The sequence below is a fragment of the Rhizobium sp. RU20A genome (assembly GCF_900155885.1).
In the GTDB taxonomy this organism is placed as follows: domain Bacteria; phylum Pseudomonadota; class Alphaproteobacteria; order Rhizobiales; family Rhizobiaceae; genus RU20A.
On the sequence record NZ_FTMB01000001.1, the window covers coordinates 848410 to 867670 of the forward strand.

At 65.6% G+C, this 19261-nt stretch carries 14 protein-coding genes; 8 read left to right on the plus strand and 6 right to left on the minus strand.

Annotated features, from left to right (window positions below):
- Nucleotides 1-73 precede the first annotated feature (73 nt).
- Both F3H41_RS04190 and F3H41_RS04195 read right to left on the minus strand, forming a co-directional pair.
- The gene (locus F3H41_RS04190) at nucleotides 74-511 is read right to left on the minus strand and encodes a DUF1489 family protein (protein ID WP_149737280.1); all 438 of its coding nucleotides are present in this window, start codon (nucleotides 509-511) and stop codon (nucleotides 74-76) included.
- Nucleotides 512-578: 67 nt separating this feature from the next.
- Nucleotides 579-1982 (minus strand): L-serine ammonia-lyase, encoded by a 1404-nt coding sequence (locus tag F3H41_RS04195; RefSeq protein ID WP_149737281.1) that lies wholly within the window; start codon nucleotides 1980-1982, stop codon nucleotides 579-581.
- A gap of 754 nt (nucleotides 1983-2736) precedes the next feature.
- Between F3H41_RS04195 and F3H41_RS04200 the strand changes: the two genes are divergently transcribed.
- From F3H41_RS04200 to F3H41_RS04210, 3 genes are all read left to right on the plus strand, one after another.
- Entirely contained in the window at nucleotides 2737-3438 is a 702-nt protein-coding gene (locus F3H41_RS04200; protein ID WP_149737282.1) for a DUF599 family protein, read from the plus strand.
- Between the two features lie 120 nt (nucleotides 3439-3558).
- Nucleotides 3559-4587, plus strand: a complete 1029-nt coding sequence (locus F3H41_RS04205; protein WP_149737283.1) for a DUF1624 domain-containing protein — start codon at nucleotides 3559-3561, stop codon at nucleotides 4585-4587.
- Nucleotides 4588-4624: 37 nt separating this feature from the next.
- Nucleotides 4625-5098, plus strand: a complete 474-nt coding sequence (locus F3H41_RS04210) for an isoprenylcysteine carboxylmethyltransferase family protein (RefSeq protein WP_149737284.1) — start codon at nucleotides 4625-4627, stop codon at nucleotides 5096-5098.
- 82 nt (nucleotides 5099-5180) lie between these two features.
- Here the strand turns inward: F3H41_RS04210 and F3H41_RS04215 are convergent, their stop codons facing one another.
- Both F3H41_RS04215 and mgtE read right to left on the minus strand, forming a co-directional pair.
- A complete protein-coding gene (locus tag F3H41_RS04215) occupies nucleotides 5181-5567 on the minus strand; it encodes a MerR family DNA-binding transcriptional regulator (RefSeq protein ID WP_149737285.1) in 387 nt (128 codons plus the stop codon).
- A 50-nt stretch (nucleotides 5568-5617) separates the two neighbouring features.
- Nucleotides 5618-7039, minus strand: a complete 1422-nt coding sequence (gene mgtE / locus F3H41_RS04220; RefSeq protein ID WP_149737286.1) for a magnesium transporter — start codon at nucleotides 7037-7039, stop codon at nucleotides 5618-5620.
- A 307-nt stretch (nucleotides 7040-7346) separates the two neighbouring features.
- Here mgtE and F3H41_RS04225 point away from each other — a divergent pair, with 307 nt between their 5' ends.
- Nucleotides 7347-7850: a peptide deformylase gene (locus tag F3H41_RS04225; protein WP_149737287.1), complete on the plus strand. Its 504-nt coding sequence runs from the start codon at nucleotides 7347-7349 to the stop codon at nucleotides 7848-7850.
- Between the two features lie 324 nt (nucleotides 7851-8174).
- On the opposite strand, the gene alaS is transcribed toward F3H41_RS04225, so the two are convergent.
- Both alaS and recA read right to left on the minus strand, forming a co-directional pair.
- On the minus strand, nucleotides 8175-10835 hold the full coding sequence (alaS, locus tag F3H41_RS04230) for an alanine--tRNA ligase (protein ID WP_149737288.1): 2661 nt from the start codon (nucleotides 10833-10835) through the stop codon (nucleotides 8175-8177).
- A gap of 280 nt (nucleotides 10836-11115) precedes the next feature.
- The gene (recA, locus tag F3H41_RS04235; protein WP_149737289.1) at nucleotides 11116-12204 is read right to left on the minus strand and encodes a recombinase RecA; all 1089 of its coding nucleotides are present in this window, start codon (nucleotides 12202-12204) and stop codon (nucleotides 11116-11118) included.
- Between the two features lie 259 nt (nucleotides 12205-12463).
- On the opposite strand from recA, the gene F3H41_RS04240 reads away from it, so the two are divergent.
- The 4 genes from F3H41_RS04240 (at nucleotide 12464) to F3H41_RS04255 (ending at nucleotide 19095) form a co-directional block, all read left to right on the plus strand.
- Nucleotides 12464-13399 carry a carbohydrate kinase family protein gene (locus F3H41_RS04240; protein ID WP_149737290.1) on the plus strand — a complete coding sequence of 312 codons (936 nt, stop codon included), beginning with the start codon at nucleotides 12464-12466 and terminating at the stop codon, nucleotides 13397-13399.
- A 139-nt stretch (nucleotides 13400-13538) separates the two neighbouring features.
- Nucleotides 13539-14468 carry a pseudouridine-5'-phosphate glycosidase gene (locus tag F3H41_RS04245; protein WP_149737291.1) on the plus strand — a complete coding sequence of 310 codons (930 nt, stop codon included), beginning with the start codon at nucleotides 13539-13541 and terminating at the stop codon, nucleotides 14466-14468.
- A gap of 281 nt (nucleotides 14469-14749) precedes the next feature.
- Nucleotides 14750-16012, plus strand: a complete 1263-nt coding sequence (locus F3H41_RS04250) for an efflux RND transporter periplasmic adaptor subunit (RefSeq protein WP_244616071.1) — start codon at nucleotides 14750-14752, stop codon at nucleotides 16010-16012.
- Complete coding sequence (locus F3H41_RS04255; RefSeq protein ID WP_149737292.1) at nucleotides 16009-19095, plus strand: efflux RND transporter permease subunit; 3087 nt, start codon at nucleotides 16009-16011, stop codon at nucleotides 19093-19095. Before F3H41_RS04250 ends, F3H41_RS04255 begins: the two co-directional genes overlap by 4 nt.
- Nucleotides 19096-19261 lie beyond the last annotated feature (166 nt).

Sequence of the window (19261 nt, forward strand, 5' to 3'; positions counted from 1 at the left end):
GAAACAAAGAGATCGAGCATTGGAGGTGATCCCGGGATCGCCGGAAATGCTCTAGAAGCCGTCGCAGCGATTTTCAGAGAAGCCCGAGCTCGGCGAGTTCGCGGCGCAGATCCGCGGGCATTTCGGCAGCGCCGGCGCCGAGCGCGGAAAGGTCCCGCGGCGCATCCTTCTCTTCGAGATAGCGCCAGCCCTGAAAGGGGCGGCGCGGCTGGAATTCGGTCTCGATGACCTCGGGTCCCAGCACCAGATGGCAGCGGCCAATCCCCTCCCCGTCGGTGAAGGTTTCGATGCCGATCAGGCTCTGGCGGGCCTGCACCTGTCCCTTGATCACCCAATAGAGCGAACCGCCCGGCAGGAGATCGTCGATGCGCTTCGGCACCATGCGGGTCGTGTGGCGGCTGTGGGGCTCGAGCCCGGCGGCAATTGCCATGAGGGCCCGGTCGGCAACCCAGTCGCGGAGGTCGTCGATGCTGTCGGCACCGACGCAGAGCTTGATCAGATGCAGTGTCATGGCGCCATGAATAGCGCGGCAGCACCGGCGGTCAAGGCGCAAGCTGCCGCAGCCTGAGCCCTCCGGCTCAGCATTCCACCACATTGACCGCAAGGCCGCCGGTCGAGGTTTCCTTGTACTTCTCGCTCATGTCCATGCCCGTCTGGCGCATGGTCTCGATGCAGGCGTCGAGCGGCACGAAATGCTGCCCGTCGCCCTTCACCGCCAGCGAGGCGGCCGTCACCGCCTTGACGGCGCCCAGCGCGTTGCGCTCGATGCACGGCACCTGCACGAGGCCGGCGACCGGATCGCAGGTCATGCCGAGATGGTGTTCGAGGGCAATTTCGGCGGCATTCTCGATCTGCTCGGGCGTCCCGCCCATCACGGCGGCAAGACCGGCGGCGGCCATGGCGGCGGCCGAGCCGACTTCGCCCTGGCACCCGACCTCGGCGCCGGAAATCGACGCGTTCGTCTTGATGATGCCGCCGACGGCCGCAGCGGTCAGCAGGTAATCGCGAATGCCGTCGGCATCGGCATCCTCATGGAAGTGCAGGTAGTAGCGCATCGTGGCCGGCACCACGCCGGCGGCACCATTGGTCGGCGCTGTCACCACGCGGCCGCCAGCGGCGTTTTCCTCGTTGACGGCCATGGCGTAAACGCTCAGCCAGTCATTGGCGAGCAGGGGGTTCGCCTTGTTGGAGCGCCACTCCTCCTGCAGCTTGTCGTGGATCATCTTGGCGCGGCGGCGCACCTTCAGCCCGCCGGGCATGATGCCCTCCTGCGTCAGGCCGCGGTCGATGCAGGCGCGCATCACCTCCCAAATGTGGTCGAGCCCGGCATCGAGGTCCTCGCGGCTCATCACCACTTCCTCGTTGGCCCGCTTCATCTGCGCGATGGTGAGGCCGGACCGGGCCGCCATCTCCAGCATCTCCTTGGCCGTGGCAAAGGGGAACGGCACCTTCGGACCGGACTGCGGCTTGCCCTTGGCGGCCCGCATGGCCTCCAGTTCCGTATCCGTCACCACGAAACCGCCGCCGATGGAATAATAGATGCGGCGCAAGAGCAGCCTGCCGTCGCGGTCAAGGGCTTCCAGCGCCATCCCGTTCGCATGGCCGGGCAGCGGCACCTTCTTGTCGAAGACGAGATCGGTCTTCGGCTGGAAGTGATAGGCGGGATGGCCGGGCGGCGTGACCTGCCCTGTGCGCTCGACTTCCTCGATCAGCCCGTCCATGCGGTCGGGGTCGATCCTGTCGGGGCGCTCGCCCATCAGGCCGAGAATGACGGCGCGACCCGTGCCATGGCCGATGCCCGTATGGGCCAGCGACCCGTGCAGCGAACAGCGGATGCCGGTGACGACGGCATTGGTCGGTCGGGGCCAGTCCGAGGAGGCGACAAGGTCGAGAAACCGCGCCGCCGCCGTCATCGGTCCCATCGTGTGGGAACTGGAGGGGCCGACACCGACCTTGAAGACATCAAACACCGACAGAAACATCGCTTGGTCCCTTTTCCCCGGTACTTTGCCGGCCCAGCGCCATGACACATGCCCTGATGACGTGCGCATGGCCGGGAAATGTCAAATCGCCGAAAGCCTAGCCTCAACTCATCCTGGCACCGGGTGGCCAACCGACATCGGCTTCAAAAGCTGCGACATCGCCGCGACGCGGAAGGAATGGCAGGCCAGCATGTCGGAAAGGAGGAGATGGGACCGATGCCCAGCAAAAAGCCCGGCGCGTCATCACGCACCGGGCCGATAGGAGGCAGGCTTCGCACCGTCAGGCCTTACAAGGCCTTGAACAGATAGAGCGCCGCCAACACAAGGACGAAACCGAGGACCACGCGGACGGTGACACCCCAGCAGGATTTTTCAGCAGTTGATTCCATTGAAGCTCCAAAGCGACCCATGTTCCGAAACGGGACAAGACGCGAACATGGGCACTGATTACAGGATCACTTTGCGGCGCACAATAGGGAAATGGGCGGGATTGTGGCATGGCAGCCTTGCAGCCAGCGCAGGAACGCCAATGTTTTCAACGAAGGGCGCCCACTGTCATCACGATCCCGGCGCCTCCAGATTGTCAAAAGGGTTAACGGCGACGGACGGGATGCCTTTTTCGGGTCGCCGCGCAGCCTCCACCTGCCGGCCGGACGCTGCAGCACCTTTACCGGCGCTAGCATCCCGCTTCGATCAGCCCAGCCATCCATTTCGCCCGTCTTGAATTTTCGGACGGCCATGCGACAAGAGCGCCATGACCCAATACGATCTTCTGGCGCTCGCGCTGTTTGCCCTTCTGTGGTTCGGCTTTAACTGGCTGACGGATACGTCGCGCACCTTCGCGCGCATCAGCCTGACGCGCCTGATGATCGAGGAGCGGCGGCGCTGGCTGCGCAACACGCTCCGGCGCGAACTGCGCATGATCGACACGCAGATCCTCGCCGGATTGCAGCAGGGCACCGCCTTCTTCGCCTCCTCCACCATCTTCGCGCTTGGTGGCTGCTTCGCCCTGCTCGGCGCGACGGAGAAGGTGCAGACGATCTTCGCCGACCTGCCTTTCATCTTCCATTCGAGCCGCGAAGGTTTCGAGATCAAGGTCGGCGGTCTCGCCTGCCTCTTCGGCTATGCCTTCTTCAAGTTCGGCTGGTCCTATCGCCTGTTCAACTACTGCTCCATCCTGATCGGCGCGATCCCAATGATGTCCGACGTCGCCGGCCGCGAGGAAGAGGCAGAGCGTGCGGTGGAGAAGGCGGCGGACATGAACATCATCGCCGCCATGAACTTCAATGCCGGCCTTCGCACCGTTTTCCTCTCCATCGGCTATCTCGGCTGGTTCGTGAATGCCTTCGTCTTCATGGCGACGACGACGCTGATCATCCTCGTGCTGCTCAGGCGGCAGTTCTTCTCCGAAGCGCGTGCCGCCCTTCTTTCGCCCGCAACGGGCGGCAAGTCGTAGCGCCGGCCGCGGAGCGCCCCCTCACCACCTGACAGCGAACCGCCGCGCGGACGGCCGCCTATCCGTGCCATCCGGCCTCACGCAAGCTCTATGCCGCATGGTTTTCCCAAGGAGTGCACCATGACCACGCAGCATGCCGCGGCCGGCACGACAGACGACAGGACCGCCATCGCCGTGCCCCCGGCCCGCCGCCGGATCGAGGCGATCGACATGCTGCGCGGCCTCGCCCTCGTCGCCATGGCGATCTACCATTTCGGCTGGGATCTCGACCATTTCGGCTATCTCGAACGCGGCGTCACCGCCGTCGGCGGCTGGAAAATGCTGGCCCGCGCGACAGCCGGCAGCTTCCTGTTCCTCGCCGGCGTCGGCCTGGTGCTGGCCCATGGCACCGGCACAGTGCGCTGGCGGCCGTTCCTCTTCCGCCTCGGCAAGGTCTACGCCGCCGCCGCGCTGATCACGGTCGCCACCTATATCGCCTTTCCGCAGAGCTTCATCTTCTTCGGCATCCTGCACGCCATCGGCACCTTCAGCCTGATCGGCCTTGCCTTCCTGCGCGTGCCCGGCCTCGTCTCGATCCTGCTGGGCGCCGCCGCCATCGCCGCGCCCTTCTATCTGCGCGCCCCGCTGTTCGATACCCCGGCGCTCTGGTGGGTTGGCCTCTCGACCGTACCACCCGTGTCGAATGACTATGTCCCGCTCTTTCCCTGGATCGGCCCCTTCTTTGCCGGCATGGGCCTGACGCGCCTGCTCGCCGGCCGCGTGGGCGCCCTTGGCCGGGCAGCCGAACACGCGGCCACGCAAACGCCGCTGAAATACGCCGCTAGCGCCGGCCGCCACAGCCTCGCCGTCTACCTCATTCACCAGCCGGTGCTTTTCGGCCTTGTCTATGCCGTCTCGCTCGTCGCCCCGCCACCGCCGCCGGACCTGCGCGCCGACTATGTGCAGAGCTGCGTGCGGGCCTGCAGCGCCGAACCCTCGCCGGTGTCCTGCGCGGCCTTCTGCACCTGCACGCTTCAGGAACTCGACAGCCGCAATCTCTTCACCCCCATGCAGGAAGGCACGATCGATCTGACGACGGATGCCCGCATCACCGAAATCAGAGAGCAGTGCACCCTGTCCTCACCCCCTGTGCAACCCCCGGCGCCCTGAAACCCGCGCGCCGTCATCCAAGCGAAGGAGTGCCCCCGTGAATGCCTTTCGCACCAGACCGATGACATATCCCTGGCCGCCGATGCTGTTCGGACTGTCGGCCGCCACCGCTCTTCTTCTCGACATGCGCATGCCCCTCCCGCTTGCTGACGATGGCGGATTGCCGGCGCGCCTTGCCGGGTTCTGCCTGATCGGGGTCGCAATCCTCATCGATCTCTGGGCGATCAAGACGCTGATGGAACGCAAAACCGCCGTGCTGCCGCACCATTGCACGCGCCACCTCGTGACCTGCGGACCCTTCGGCCTGACGCGCAATCCGATCTATCTCGGCTATACCGGCCTCTTGGCCGGTATCGGCCTCATCGAAGCCAATGTCTGGTGTTTCGTGGTGGCGATAATTTTCGTGGCGGTGACAAGCCACTACGCGATCCGTCAGGAGGAGCAGCATCTCCTGTCGCGCTTCGGCATCGACTACGAGCGCTACGCGCGCGCAACGACCCGCTGGATCTGATCGTCAAAAACGCCGTTTCTCAAGGGTGCTGCAGCCAAAGCCACAAGCTGCGGCATCGCTGCTGAGCGGCGATTTGGGATGATCAGGTGCTGACGCCGATCTCGGCCATGCGCGTCAGACAGGCCTCTTCGACATTGTCGAGCTCGGCCAGCGTGTCCTCGATGTCCTTGCGCTTCTGGCGCAATTCGTCGCGCTTTTCATTCACCTTGCGCATCAAAAGCTCGAGTTGCCCGATTTCGCCCGGCGGATCCTTATACACATGAATGATCTCGCGGATTTCGGCCACGGTGAAACCGATGCGCCGTCCGCGAAGGATTTCCTGGATCAACCGACGATCGGCCGGGCGAAACAGGCGTGTACGCCCGCGCCGTTCCGGGTTGATCAGACCCTCATCCTCGTAGAAACGCAGGGTCCGGGTAGAAATCCCGAACTCACGCGTCAGCTGCGTTATGGTATAATACTTGTCCACGCCGAATTCCTGCTCTTCGGCGCTCCATTTTATTGACTTTTACGTATAAGTCAATTTCCCATGAACCACCATGTTGCAAGGCCAAGGAAGGCCAGGAAACCGATGATATCGGTACAGGTCGTCACGAAGACGGCGGACGAGACCGCCGGATCGGCTCCGAAGCGGTCGAGCATCAGCGGAATGAGGATCCCGGCGAGCGCCGCCGCGATCAGATTGATCAGCATGGCGCTGGCGATGATGATGCCGAGCGGGACATCCTGAAACCAGACGCCAGCGATGACACCGACGAGAAGCCCGAGCAGCACGCCGTTCAAAAGACCGACGCCCGCCTCGCGGCGAATGATGCGCCAGGCATTGTTGGTGTCGAGATCGCGCGTGGCAAGCGCGCGCACTGAAACCGTCATGGTCTGCGAGCCCGCATTGCCGCCCATGCCTGCCACGATCGGCATCAGCACGGCGAGCGCCACGACCTTTTCGATCGTTCCTTCGAACAGGCCGATCACCGCCGCCGCCATGAAGGCGGTGACGAGATTGACGAGAAGCCACGGCACGCGCGAGCGGCTGGTGGACAGGATCGTGTCCGACAATTCTTCATCGCCGACGCCGCCAAGGCGCATCAGGTCTTCCTCGGCCTCTTCCTGGATCACGTCCACCACGTCATCGATGGTGAGCACGCCGACCAGCCGGCTGTTTTCATCCACGACGGCGGCGGAGAGAAGGTCGTACTGTTCGAAAAGCTGCGCTGCCTCTTCCTGGTCCATCTCGGCCGGGATCGGATGGTTGGTCTCGCGCATGATCGTCTCGATCTTCACGGCGCGCTTGGCCCTCAGGATGCGGTCGAGATCGACGGCGCCGAGCAGCTTGAAGGTGGGATCGATGACGAAGATCTGCGAGAACGTCTCCGGCAGGTCGCCGTCCTCGCGCATGTAGTCGATCGTCTGGCCCACCGTCCAGAAGGGCGGCACGGCGACGAACTCCGTCTGCATACGCCGGCCGGCGGTCGATTCGGGGTAGTCCAGCGACCGGCGAAGCCGCACCCGCTCGGTAAAGGGCAGCTGCGCGAGAATCGCGTCCTGGTCTTCCTGGTCGAGATCTTCGAGAATGTAGACGGCATCGTCCGAATCCATCTCGCCGATGGCGGCGGCCAGCTGGTCGTTCGGCAGCTGCTCGACGATCTCCAGACGGATCGTCTCGTCCACCTCCGTCAGGACCGAAAGATCGAAATCCCCGCCGAGCTGGGTGACGAGCGAAATGCGCTGGTCCGGGTGCAGCGCTTCGAGGATGTCGGCCAGCTCCGACGGGTGCAGCCGCTCGACCATCTGACGCAGGTACAGAACGTCGCGCTCGCCGATGGCGGCGACGACATGCATCAGCACGTCCGAGCGCACCGAATCGTCCTCGTCATAGATGCCGGCCTCCGGCAGGCGGTCATCCGTGTCCATGACCTCGGGCTCTTCGGTGTTCACGGACATCGCGCAGCTCCCCGGGCGGGTGACAAGGACGAAATCCCGCCCCGCATGGGACCGGATCAAGAGGCGGACGATCGACCGGACAGAATGCAGCGCAAGGGCGAGCTCCTGCCCGATGCCTTGAGCTAGCGCAGTCGGCGGACAAGGTCCAGCACTGCGAGACGGCACGGGATGCGCAGCGCGACATTTTCCGGCAAGCTGTTGCAGCCCCATGCAAAACGCGGCAAGGAGGGGCCTTCAGTCCGAGGAGCGATCAGCAAACGACCGAGGGCCAACCGGGGCACGAACAGGAAGCGATCAAGACACGACCATGGCCATCCGCGCGATCATTCCCTGGCCCCACGAGGCCCTCAAGACGCCCTGTCCCGAGGTGACTGCCTTCGATGCGGCGCTTGCCGACCTCATCCGCGACCTCATCGACACGCTTGCCGACGCCCAAGGCCTCGGCATCACCGCCCCGCATATCGGCGAGACCAGCCGCGTCACCGTCATTCGCCTTGAGGACATGGCCGCCCCGCTCGTCCTCGTCAATCCGGTCGTCATCGCCGCCTCCGCGGCGCTCGCCACCCACCCGGAAGGCAGCCTCTCGCTGCAGGGCGCCATCGAGGACGTCACCCGCCCTGCCGAGGTCACCGTCGCCTACCGCACGCCCTCAGGCGAACCCGCCGACATTCACGCCACCGGCTTCCTCGCCGCCTGCCTGCAGCACGAAATCGACCAGCTCGACGGCATCTTCTGGCTCGATCGCCTCTCGCGCCTCAAGCGTGAGCGCCTGCTGAAACGACATATGAAGGTGGCCAGGGGGAAGGGCTGAGGGCGTGAATGGATCGCCGCGTGGGATGGTGACATACGCGTTGACCGGCCCGCGCGCCTGCCAGTTTCCGGCATCGTGCACAGGCTCGATCCGCGGGCACGGGTCTGGTCGGTCGGGACTTCTCCTTCTCCGTCATGCCGGGCGCAATCCGGCATCCAGACAGCCCAAGTCATTGGGCTGAAAGACCTTTTCGACATGCGGACGCATGTCGGCGGGATGCCGGATCGAGTCCGGCATGACGAAAAGTCGAAACGGGATCTGCCTGTTACGGGACACGGCAGGCCCCGCCGCCGTGTGTACGACGACGCGAGGCCATCCGCCCCCTCACCCGGCCAGCGTAGCCGCGACGGCTTCGATGGCGGCGTCGGCCTTGTCGCCGTCGGGGCCGCCGGCCTGGGCCATGTCGGGACGCCCGCCGCCGCCCTTGCCGCCGAGCGCGGCGGAGGCGACACGGACGAGATCGACGGCGCTGACCTTTCCGATCAGGTCTTCGGTAACCGCCACAACGGCGCTCGCCTTGCCGTCGGCGGAAACGCCGATCAGCGTGACGACGCCGGAACCGAGGCTCGCCTTGCCCTCATCGGCAAGGCCCTTCAAGTCCTTCGGGTCGACGCCGGTGACGACGCGGCCGAGGAATTTCACGCCGTTGATCTCGCGGCCGGCATCCGTGCCGGCGGCCGAACCGCCGCCCATGGCGAGCTTCTTGCGGGCCTCCGCCAGCTCCTTCTCGAGCTTCTTGCGCTCGTCCATCAGCGTCTCGATGCGGCCCAGCACCTCGCCCGGCTGCACCTTCAGCGTGGCCGCGATCTGGCGCACGCGCTCGTCCTGCTCGGCAAGATAGGCGCGCGCCGCCTCGCCCGTCAGGGCCTCGATGCGCCTGACGCCGGCACCCACGGCGCTTTCGCCGAGAATGCGCACAAGGCCGATCTCGCCGGTGGCGCCAACATGGGTGCCGCCGCACAGCTCGACCGAATAGGGCTTGCCGGACTTGGCGCCGCGCACGCCGCGCCCCATGGAGACGACGCGGACCTCGTCGCCATATTTTTCGCCGAAGAGGGCCATGGCGCCTTCCGCGATCGCATCGTCCACGCTCATCAGGCGCGTCGTCACCGGGCTGTTCTGCACGACGATTTCATTCGCCATGTCCTCGACGATCTTCAATTCCTCCGCCGACATGGGCTTGGGGTGAGAGACGTCGAAGCGCAGGCGCTCGGGCGCGACGAGCGAACCCTTCTGGGCCACATGCGTGCCGAGGATTTCGCGCAGCGCCTCATGGATGAGGTGGGTCGCGGAGTGGTTGGAGCGAAGCCGCGCGCGGCGGGCGTGATCCACCGTCAGCTGGGCGGCATCGCCGACCGCAATGCGGCCTTCCGATACCGTGCCGGCATGCACGAACAGCCCCTCGCCGCGCTTTTGCGTATCCGAGACGGCAATCGCGCCGCCCTCGACGGTGACCGAACCGGCATCGCCCATCTGGCCGCCCGATTCGCCATAGAACGGCGTCTGGTTGAAGACGAGCTGCACGGCATCGCCGACTGCAGCTTCGGTCACGCAGACGCCGTCCTTGACGATGGCGAGCACCACGCCCTCGGCGGTTTCGGTGTCATAGCCGAGGAATTCGGTGGCGCCGAGCTTTTCGCGCAGCTCGAACCAGATCGTCTCGGTTGCCTTGTCGCCGGAACCGGCCCAGCTCTTGCGGGCCTCGGCCTTCTGCCGCTCCATGGCTGTCGCGAAGGCATCGGTATCGACGCCGATGCCACGCAGGCGCAGCGCATCCTGCGTGAGGTCCAGCGGGAAGCCGTAAGTGTCATAGAGCTTGAAAGCGGTCTCGCCGTCGAGATTGTCGCCGGAGGCAAGATCCGCCGTCGCGTCGTTGAGGAGGCCGAGGCCGCGCTCCAGTGTCTTGCGGAAGCGGGTTTCCTCAAGCTTCAGCGTCTCCGAGATCAGCGCCTCGGCCCGCACGAGTTCGGGATAGGCGCGGCCCATCTGTCCGACGAGCGCCGGCAGCAGGCGGTACATGAGGGGATCGCGCGCGCCCAGCAGCTGCGCATGGCGCATGGCGCGGCGCATGATGCGGCGCAGCACGTAGCCGCGCCCTTCGTTCGACGGCAACACGCCGTCGGCAATCAGGAAGGCGGAGGAGCGCAGGTGGTCGGCAATCACGCGGTGGCTGGCGCGCCGGTCACCTTCGGCCTTGACACCGGTCGCCTCTTCCGAGGCCGAGATCAGCGCCTTGAAGAGGTCGATGTCGTAATTGTCATGCACGCCCTGAAGGACGGCGGCGACGCGCTCGAGACCCATGCCCGTGTCGATGGAAGGACGCGGCAGATCGATGCGCTCCTCCTTCGTCACCTGCTCGTACTGCATGAAGACGAGGTTCCAGATCTCGATGAAGCGATCGCCGTCCTCGTCCTTCGAACCGGGCGGGCCGCCCCAGATATGGTCGCCATGGTCGTAGAAGATTTCCGAACAGGGACCGCAGGGGCCGGTATCGCCCATGGCCCAGAAATTGTCGCTGGTCGGGATGCGGATGATGCGGTCGTCGGAAAAGCCGGCAATCTTCTTCCACAGGCCGAAAGCCTCGTCGTCGGTGTGATAGACGGTAACCAGAAGGCGCTTTGCGTCGAGCCCAAATTCCTTGGTGATCAGGTTCCAGGCAAATTCGATCGCATTCTCCTTGAAATAATCGCCGAAGGAGAAGTTGCCGAGCATTTCGAAGAAGGTGTGGTGGCGGGCGGTGTAACCGACATTGTCGAGGTCGTTGTGCTTGCCGCCGGCGCGCACGCATTTCTGCGCCGTCGCGGCGCGGGAGTAAGGGCGCTGCTCGAGGCCGGTGAAGACGTTCTTGAACTGCACCATGCCGGCATTGGTGAACATCAGCGTCGGGTCGTTGCGCGGAACGAGCGGGCTGGAGGCCACGGGCTCATGGCCGTTCTTCTTGAAGTAGTCGAGGAAGGTCGACCGGATTTCGTTCACGCCACTCATCGTATAGCCCTTTTGTCGTTGAGGCCGCCGCGCACGACGACCCGTTTCGCCGGCCTGCCCTGCACCTGCCGCATGCCTGCCGGCCACGGCGCCCGGAAAGATCGTCCGGCAGACATTCTGCGCCGGATGCGCCCGGCCGTAACGCCCATGGATCAGCGCTTTTATCGCCCGTCACAAACCCTGTCCAGACAGCAAACCGCCGCGCGGAAAGCAAAGAAAAACCGGCCGCTGCGGGCGGCCGGCTGAAAGGATCACGCGGGAGCGGGCTCGGCGGCGCCGATCACATGTCGGCCGCCTCAGCGTCGTCGCCGGCATCCGGCCCGCCATTTTGCAGGAACTTGTCGGCGATGAGGCCGGCATTCTGGCGCAGCGCCATCTCGATCTCGCGCGCCACATCCGGATTGTCACGCAGGAACTGCTTGGCGTTCTCGCGCCCCTGGCCGAGGCGCTGACTGTTATAGGAGAACCAGGCGCCCGACTTTTCCACGATGCCGGCCTTGACGCCGAGATCGACGAGTTCGCCGGTCTTCGACACGCCCTCGCCATACATGATGTCGAATTCGACCTGCTTGAAGGGCGGGGCCATCTTGTTCTTGACGACCTTGACGCGCGTCTGGTTGCCGACCACCTCTTCGCGGTCCTTGACGGCGCCGATGCGGCGGATGTCGAGGCGCACGGAGGCGTAGAACTTCAGGGCGTTGCCGCCCGTCGTCGTTTCCGGCGAGCCGAACATGACGCCGATCTTCATGCGGATCTGGTTGATGAAGATCACCATGCAGTTCGACTTCGAGATCGAGGCCGTCAGCTTGCGCAGCGCCTGGCTCATCAGGCGGGCCTGCATGCCGGGCAGGCTGTCGCCCATTTCGCCTTCGATTTCGGCGCGCGGCACCAGCGCTGCGACCGAATCGATGACGAGAACGTCGAGCGCGCCGGAGCGCACCAGCGTATCGGTGATTTCAAGTGCCTGCTCGCCCGTGTCGGGCTGAGAGATCAGGAGGTTCTCGAGATCGACGCCGAGCTTGCGGGCATAGACCGGATCGAGCGCGTGTTCGGCGTCCACGAAGCCGCAAATGCCGCCCTTCTTCTGCGCTTCGGCAATGGTCTGCAGCGCCAGCGTCGTCTTGCCCGAGCTTTCCGGGCCATAGATTTCGATGATGCGCCCCTTCGGCAGGCCGCCGACGCCGAGCGCGATGTCGAGGCCGAGCGAACCGGTGGGGATCGTCTCGATCTCGACCACGCTGTCCTTCGAACCGAGCTTCATGATCGATCCCTTGCCGAACGACCGTTCGATCTGGGAGAGAGCCGCTTCGAGCGCCTTGCTTTTATCCACCGATTTGTCCTCTACGAGCCGCAAACTGTTCTGTGCCATCGGTTCACCTTTAGGGTATTGGGGTTGATCAGGCAACGAAGCCGCCGTGGGTTCGTATGTACTCTTTTTGTTCTCATCTTGCAAGGCCCCCTCAAATGATTGTATCGCTTTCATTATCGCGGCCGTGTTCGATTTTTGTTTCAGCGCCCGTCTTTCATCCGGAAATGCGGATGAAGACGCCCCGTGCGGGCGGCAAGGTGCCTGCGGGAAAGCGCTTCGATTCGCCCCGGATGGCAGGGCATGGGGAAGGACGTGCGTCATGGTGAAGACCGGTATCGCCATCTTCGGCGGCGCCCATCTCGACCGGCGCGGCCGGATCAGCGGCGAGACCGCGCCGGCCGCCAGCAATCCCGGCAAATGGATGGAGGAACCGGGCGGCGGCGGCTTCAATGCGGCGCGCAATCTCGCCCGGCTCGGCCATGCCGTGACGATGGTGAGCCCGCGTGGCGGCGATGCCCATGGCGAGCGCGTGGCCGCGGCCGCCACTGAGGCCGGCGTCATCGACCGGCCCGCTACCTATCTCGACCGCGCGACACCGACCTATACCGCCATTCTCGACCGCCACGGCGACCTCGTCATCGCCATTGCCGACATGGCGCTCTATGATCTCTTTTCGCCCCGCCGGCTGCGCCAGAAGGCCCTGCGCGAACTCGTCGGCGCGTCCGATCTTGTTCTTTGTGATGCCAATCTTCCGGCCGCCACGCTCACGGCGCTGCTTGCCATGGCAAAGGACGCCGGCTGCCGGACAGCAGGGATTGGCGTCTCCCCGGCCAAGGTCGTGCGCTTTACCGACGGCCTTCCGTCGCTCGATTTCCTGTTCCTCAACGCCGCGGAAGCGGCCGCGCTCGCCGGCGCCAAGGCCGAAACGCCCGCGGACTGGCCGGCGCTCCTTGCGGCAAAGGGCCTGGCAGGCGGCGTCGTCACCTCTGGCGCGGGTGCCGCCGTTGCCTTCGATGGCGGGCAGGCCATCCTGCGCGCGCCGCGCCCGCTGGGTGAAATCGGGGATGTTACCGGCGCCGGCGATGCGCTGGCCTCCGGCTTCCTCGCCGCGCACCTTGCCGGAGAATCGCTGGAGGAATGCCTCGCATCCGGCTTTGCCGCCGCCGCCATCACCCTGCGCTCGCCGTATGCCGTCAATCCCGACCTCAGCCCCTTCAGCCTTGCCGCGGAGCGGAAGGCGGCGGCCGGCCCGTGACGGGAGCCAGGGATTGGGCCTTGTCCGCAGGGTCCGGTTGCTGGCATGAACCGGAACGAGCGCCCTTGGCACCACACAATACCATGAGACCGACCCGCAGCCTGGCCTCCCGCCGCTGCGACCAGACAGGAAGACACTGATGAGCAGACCCTTCTCGCCCCTCCTGCCGATGAGCTATTCCGACGAGGTGGCCGCCGCAAAGGCAAACGGCCAACCGATCGTGGCGCTCGAATCGACCATCATCACCCACGGCATGCCCTTCCCCGGCAATCTGGAGATGGCCCGCAGCGTCGAGGCGATCATCCGCGATGGCGGCGCCGTGCCCGCCACCATCGCGGTCATTGACGGCGTGCTGCATATCGGCCTGTCGCCTGAAATGCTGGAAGCACTCGCAAAAACCGAAGGCGCGATGAAGCTCTCGCGCGCCGATCTCGCCTTCGCCATTGCCGAGGGCCGCACCGGCGCGACCACCGTGGCCGCCACCATGATTGCCGCGGCGCGCGCCGATATCCGCGTCTTCGCCACCGGCGGCATTGGCGGCGTGCATCGCGGCGCGGAGGAGAGCTTCGACATTTCCGCCGACCTCGACGAACTCTCCCGCACCGGCGTCATCGTCGTGTGCGCCGGCGCCAAGGCGATCCTCGACGTGCCGAAGACGCTCGAAGTGCTGGAAACGCGCGGCGTGCCCGTCGTCACCTATGGCGCCAGTGAATTCCCGGCCTTCTGGTCGCGCCAGTCGGGCCTCAAATCGCCGCTCACCCTCGATAGCGCCGCGGCGATCGCCAACTTCCAGGCGATGCGCGACCTGCTCGGCGTCGATGGCGGCATGCTGATTGCCAATCCCGTGCCGGAAGCAAGCGAGATCGACCGCGAGGAGATGGAAATCTACATCCGCACCGCGCTCGCCGATGCCGAGGACGAGGGCGTCGCCGGCAAGGCCGTGACACCCTATCTCCTCGCCCGCATCTTCGAACTGACGGAGGGGCGCAGCCTGAAGACCAATATTGCGCTGGTGGAAAACAATGCCCGGCTCGCCGCCGGCATTGCCGTCGCCCTGAACGCGAGCTGATCGCGCCCGCCTCTCTTTCGTGACCCTCGCCTCTCTTTCGAACCGATGAACGGCCGCGTCCGCAAGGGCGCGGCCGTTCTCGTCTGGCGTGGTCCAATGCGCCCATGCCCGACGGTCGATCATATTAAGAAAATTTAATATGCGGAGAGGCTTACCGCACCTGCGAGCGGGCCTATAACTCGCAGCATCGCCAGTCTGCACCCGCCGTCGCTCGCTTCCCTTGCCGCCGCCCGCAACGACCCGTGCCGCTGTTCGCGATCCCCGCCCTGAAAGGACCGCATGTGAAAACGTCCCGGATCCGCACCGCAAGCTTCGCGCTTCTCGTCATCGTCGCTGGCACCGGCACCGCCGCCTATGTCTGGCGCGGAAGCCCGCCTCTCACCCTGTCCGCCGCCTTCGAGGGCGCGCCCGCCCCTCAGACCACGCCGGACGGGTCCGCTGACACCCAGTCCCGCCACGGCCACGACAGGACGGGCGGCCATCAGGGCGCCGGCGGCTCGCAGGGCGGCCCGGTCGCCGTCACCACTGCGATTGCCAGAGCCGGTGTGTTGCCGCTCGATATTCCCGCCACCGGCTTTGCCGTGGCCGACCAGACCACCATGCTGACGGCAGCCGTGCAGGGCATCGTCACCGCCATACATGCAACGGATGGCCAGACCGTGAAGGCCGGCGATCTCATCGCGACGCTCGATGACCGCACCGCCCGCGCCGCCGTCGCCAAGGACGATGCCATGATCCTGCGCGACGGGGCGACCCTTGCGGAAGCCGAGACGGCGCTGCGCCGGGCGCAGGATCTGCTGGCCACCAATGCCGGCTCGCAGCAGACGGTCGATCAGGCCAAGGCTGCGCGCGACACCGCCGCTGCCACGGTTGAAGCCGACAAGGCGACCCGCGCCGCCGACGCGGTTCTGCTTGAACACACCGAGATCCGCGCCCCCTTCGATGGCCGTCTGGGCGAAATCGAGGTCAGTCTCGGCGCCAATCTCGCCTTCGGCGCGCCGGTCGCGCGCCTCGTCAAGTTCGATCCCGTCTACGTCGATGTGCATCTGGAACAGGCCCTGCTGCCGCGCCTGCGCGCCGCGCTGGCAAAGGGCCCGGTGGCGGTGACGACGGTGCCGGACGAAAAAAGCGAAACGCCGGTCGAGGGTACCCTGTCCTTCTTCGACAACAGCGTCGATCCGGCCTCTGCCACGATCCTCGTCAAGGCCCGTTTCGACAATCCCGATGGCCGGCTCTGGCCCGGCCAGGCCGTCAATCTGATCGTGCATGTGAAGACGGATGAGGAGCGCATCATCGTGCCCACCGTCGCGGTCTCTCCGGGCCAGCAGGGCTCCGTCGCCTATGTCGTCAGGGACGGCAAGGCGAGCCTTGCCAATGTCACCGTCGATCGCGTCGCCGGAGACCTCACCGCCGTTTCCGTAGGCCTTGCTGCTGGCGACCACGTGGTCGTCGAGGGTCAGGCGCAGCTCTTCGACGGACGGGCCGTGAAGGAAACGCCGGCAGCGCCGGCCAGCGGGTCCACCGCTGCGGAGCAGACGCCATGATCCCCCGTTTCTGCATCGAGCGGCCCGTCGCCACCACGCTTCTCGCCATCGGCGTCATGCTGGCCGGCCTTGCCGCCTACCGCCTCCTGCCCGTCGCCGCCCTGCCCCAGGTGGATTTCCCCACCATCAGCGTCTCCGCCTCGCTGACCGGCGCCTCGCCACAGACCATGGCGACCTCGGTCGCCACGCCGCTCATCAAGCAGTTCCAGACCATTCCCGGCGTCAGCGAGATCAGCGCCACCAATTCGCTCGGCAATTCCAGCATCGTGCTGCAGTTCGATCTCAACCGCAGCATCGATGCCGCCGCGGCGGACGTGCAGGCCGCCATTTCCTATGCGAACCGCCAGTTGCCGGCCAACATGACGACGCCGCCGAGCTACCGCAAGACGAACCCTGCCGATGCGCCGGTCATGCTGCTTGCCGTGCGCTCCGACGTGCTTCCGGGCAGCAAGCTCGACGACATCGCCGAGAACGTCATCTCCCCGGCCCTGTCCACCCTGCCGGGCGTTGCCGAAGTGCAGGTTTACGGCGCCCAGACCTATGCGGTGCGCGTCGAGGTCGATCCGGACAAGCTTCTGAGCCGCGGCATCAGCATCACCGCCATCGACAAGGCGATCGCCGCCGCCAACAACCAGTTGCCGGTCGGCACCATCGACACGCCGCAGCAGAGCATGACCATCACCACCAATTCGCAGCTCACCAATGCAGATGCCTTTCGTTCCCTGGTGATTGCAGCGCCGAACGGCGCCCCGGTGCATCTCGGCGATGTCGCGACAGTCTCCGACAGCGTCGCCAACGACAAGACCGGCAGCTGGTATGACGGCAAGCGCGCCATCCTGCTCGCCATCCAGCGCCAGCCGGGCGCCAACACGGTCGCGGTCGTCGATGCGATCAGGGCCAAGCTCCCCGCCCTGCACGCCGTCATGCCGGCCTCGGTGGAAACCTTCGTGATGAATGACAGCTCGCAGCCGATCCGCGACTCCATTGCGGATGTGAAGGTGACGCTGCTGCTCACCATCGGCCTCGTCATTCTCGTCATCTACCTCTTCACCGGCCACCTCGGCGCCACCATCATTCCCGGCCTAGCCGTGCCGCTCTCCCTCGTCGCGACTTTCGCCGTGATGTACGGGCTGGGCTACAGCATCGACAACATCTCCCTGCTCGGCCTCACACTCGCCGTCGGCCTTGTTGTGGACGATGCCATCGTCATGCTGGAGAATATCCTTCGCCATGTGGAAGCCGGCATGCCGGTGCGCGAGGCGGCCATCCTCGGCGCCTCCGAGGTCAGCACCACCATCGTCTCCATGTCGGTATCGCTGGTCGCGGTCTTCCTGCCGATCCTGTTGATGGGCGGCGTCATCGGCCGCGTCTTCAACGAGTTCGGCATGGTCGTCACCATCGCCATCCTTGCCTCGGCCGTGGTGTCGCTGACGGTGACGCCGATGCTCGGCGCGCGGCTTTCCGGCGGCCACTCACGCCCGCCCCTCCTCATCCGCCTTTTCGATGCCGGCTTCGCCGCAACGACACGCGCCTATGGGCGCGCTGTCGGCTGGTGCCTCCGCCACCGCCTCGTCATTCTCGGCCTGTTCTTCGCCTCGCTCGCTGCCACCGTCACGCTCTTTCTGACGCTGCCGACGAGCTTCTTCCCGACCGAGGATATCGGCCGCCTCACCATCTCCACCCGCGCCCGGCAGGACATTTCCTACGCCGCCATGTTGGCCTTGCAGAACCAGGCGGCCGATCTCGTGCGTCAGAACCCGGCCGTCGCCCATGTCGTTTCGATTGCCGGCGGCAGCGCCCGCAGCCCCGTCAACAACGGCACCCTCTTCGTGGAGTTGAAGCCGAAGGCGCAGCGCCCGCCGCTCGATCAGACGCTTGGCGAGTTGCGCCGCACCGTCGCCTCCGTCCCGGGCCTCCAGGGCTTCGTCACCCCGCAGCAGAACCTGCGCTTCGGCGGCCGCCAGAGCGCCAGCCAGTACCAGCTCGTCATCCAGGGGCTGGATGCGACGACAACGAATCTCTGGGCCGGCAATATCCTCGCCGCCATGCGCCGCGACGGGCATTTCACCGACCTCGTCTCCGACGCCCAGAACAATGCCCTTCAGGCCGACATCGCCATCGACCACGAGAAGATGGCCGCCTATGGCATCGGTGCGGATGTGCTGCGCACCACACTGATGCAGGCTTTTGGCTCGAATGCGCCGACCCAGATCCAGTCGACCGGGGACAGCTACAATGTCATCGTCGAATATGACCGCTCCAAACCCTGGGACGATACGGCGCTGGCCTCGATCCGCGTGCCCTCCACGTCAGGCGCGCTGGTGCCGCTGTCGAGCTTTGCGAGCGTGAACCGCACCACGGGGCCCGTCACCATCAACCAGACCGGCCAGCTCGTCTCGACCACGGTCTCCTTCAACCTGCCGCAGGGCGTTTCGCTCGGGGATGCCACCAAGGCGGTCGACCAGATCAAGCGCGACATTGGCGTGCCCGCCGATGTGTTCACCTCCTATGGCGGTTCGGCGCAGATCTTCCAGCAGTCGCAGGGCTCGATGCCCGTGCTGATCCTCGCCGCGGTCCTGACCATCTATGTGGTGCTCGGCGTGCTCTACGAGAGCTACATCCACCCGATCACCATTCTCTCCGGCCTGCCCTCCGCCGCGCTGGGAGCCCTGCTGGCGCTGAAAATTATGGGCTTCGACCTCTCCATCATCGCCATGATCGGCCTCCTGATGCTGATCGGCATCGTCAAGAAGAACGCCATCATGATGATCGACGTCGCGCTGGAGACGCTGAGAGCCGGCACCGGTGCGACGCCCGGCGAAGCGATCCACGAGGCCTGCCTCCGGCGCTTCCGGCCGATCATGATGACGACCTTCTGCGCCCTTCTCGGCGCCGTCCCGATCGCGCTCGGCACCGGCACCAGCTCCGAACTGCGCCAACCCCTCGGCATCGCCATCGTCGGCGGCCTCCTGGTCTCGCAAGCCCTCACCCTCTTCATCACCCCGGTCATCTTCGTGGAAATGGACCGTCTGTCGAAGCTGCCGGGCCGGCTCCTGAGACGGCGAGCGAAGGTGGCGGCGTGAGGGCGGAGGAAAGATGCCGGGTGGTCGCCGATCAGGGGGCAGTCCGTGGTCTGCGCAAAAGTTCGGTAATGGCCCCGGTGGGGCACAGCGACCATCCCGCCTTCCGTCATCCTCGGGTCAAGCCCGAGGATGACGGAGACTGGGTTTACCGGACATCCCCGCCAAA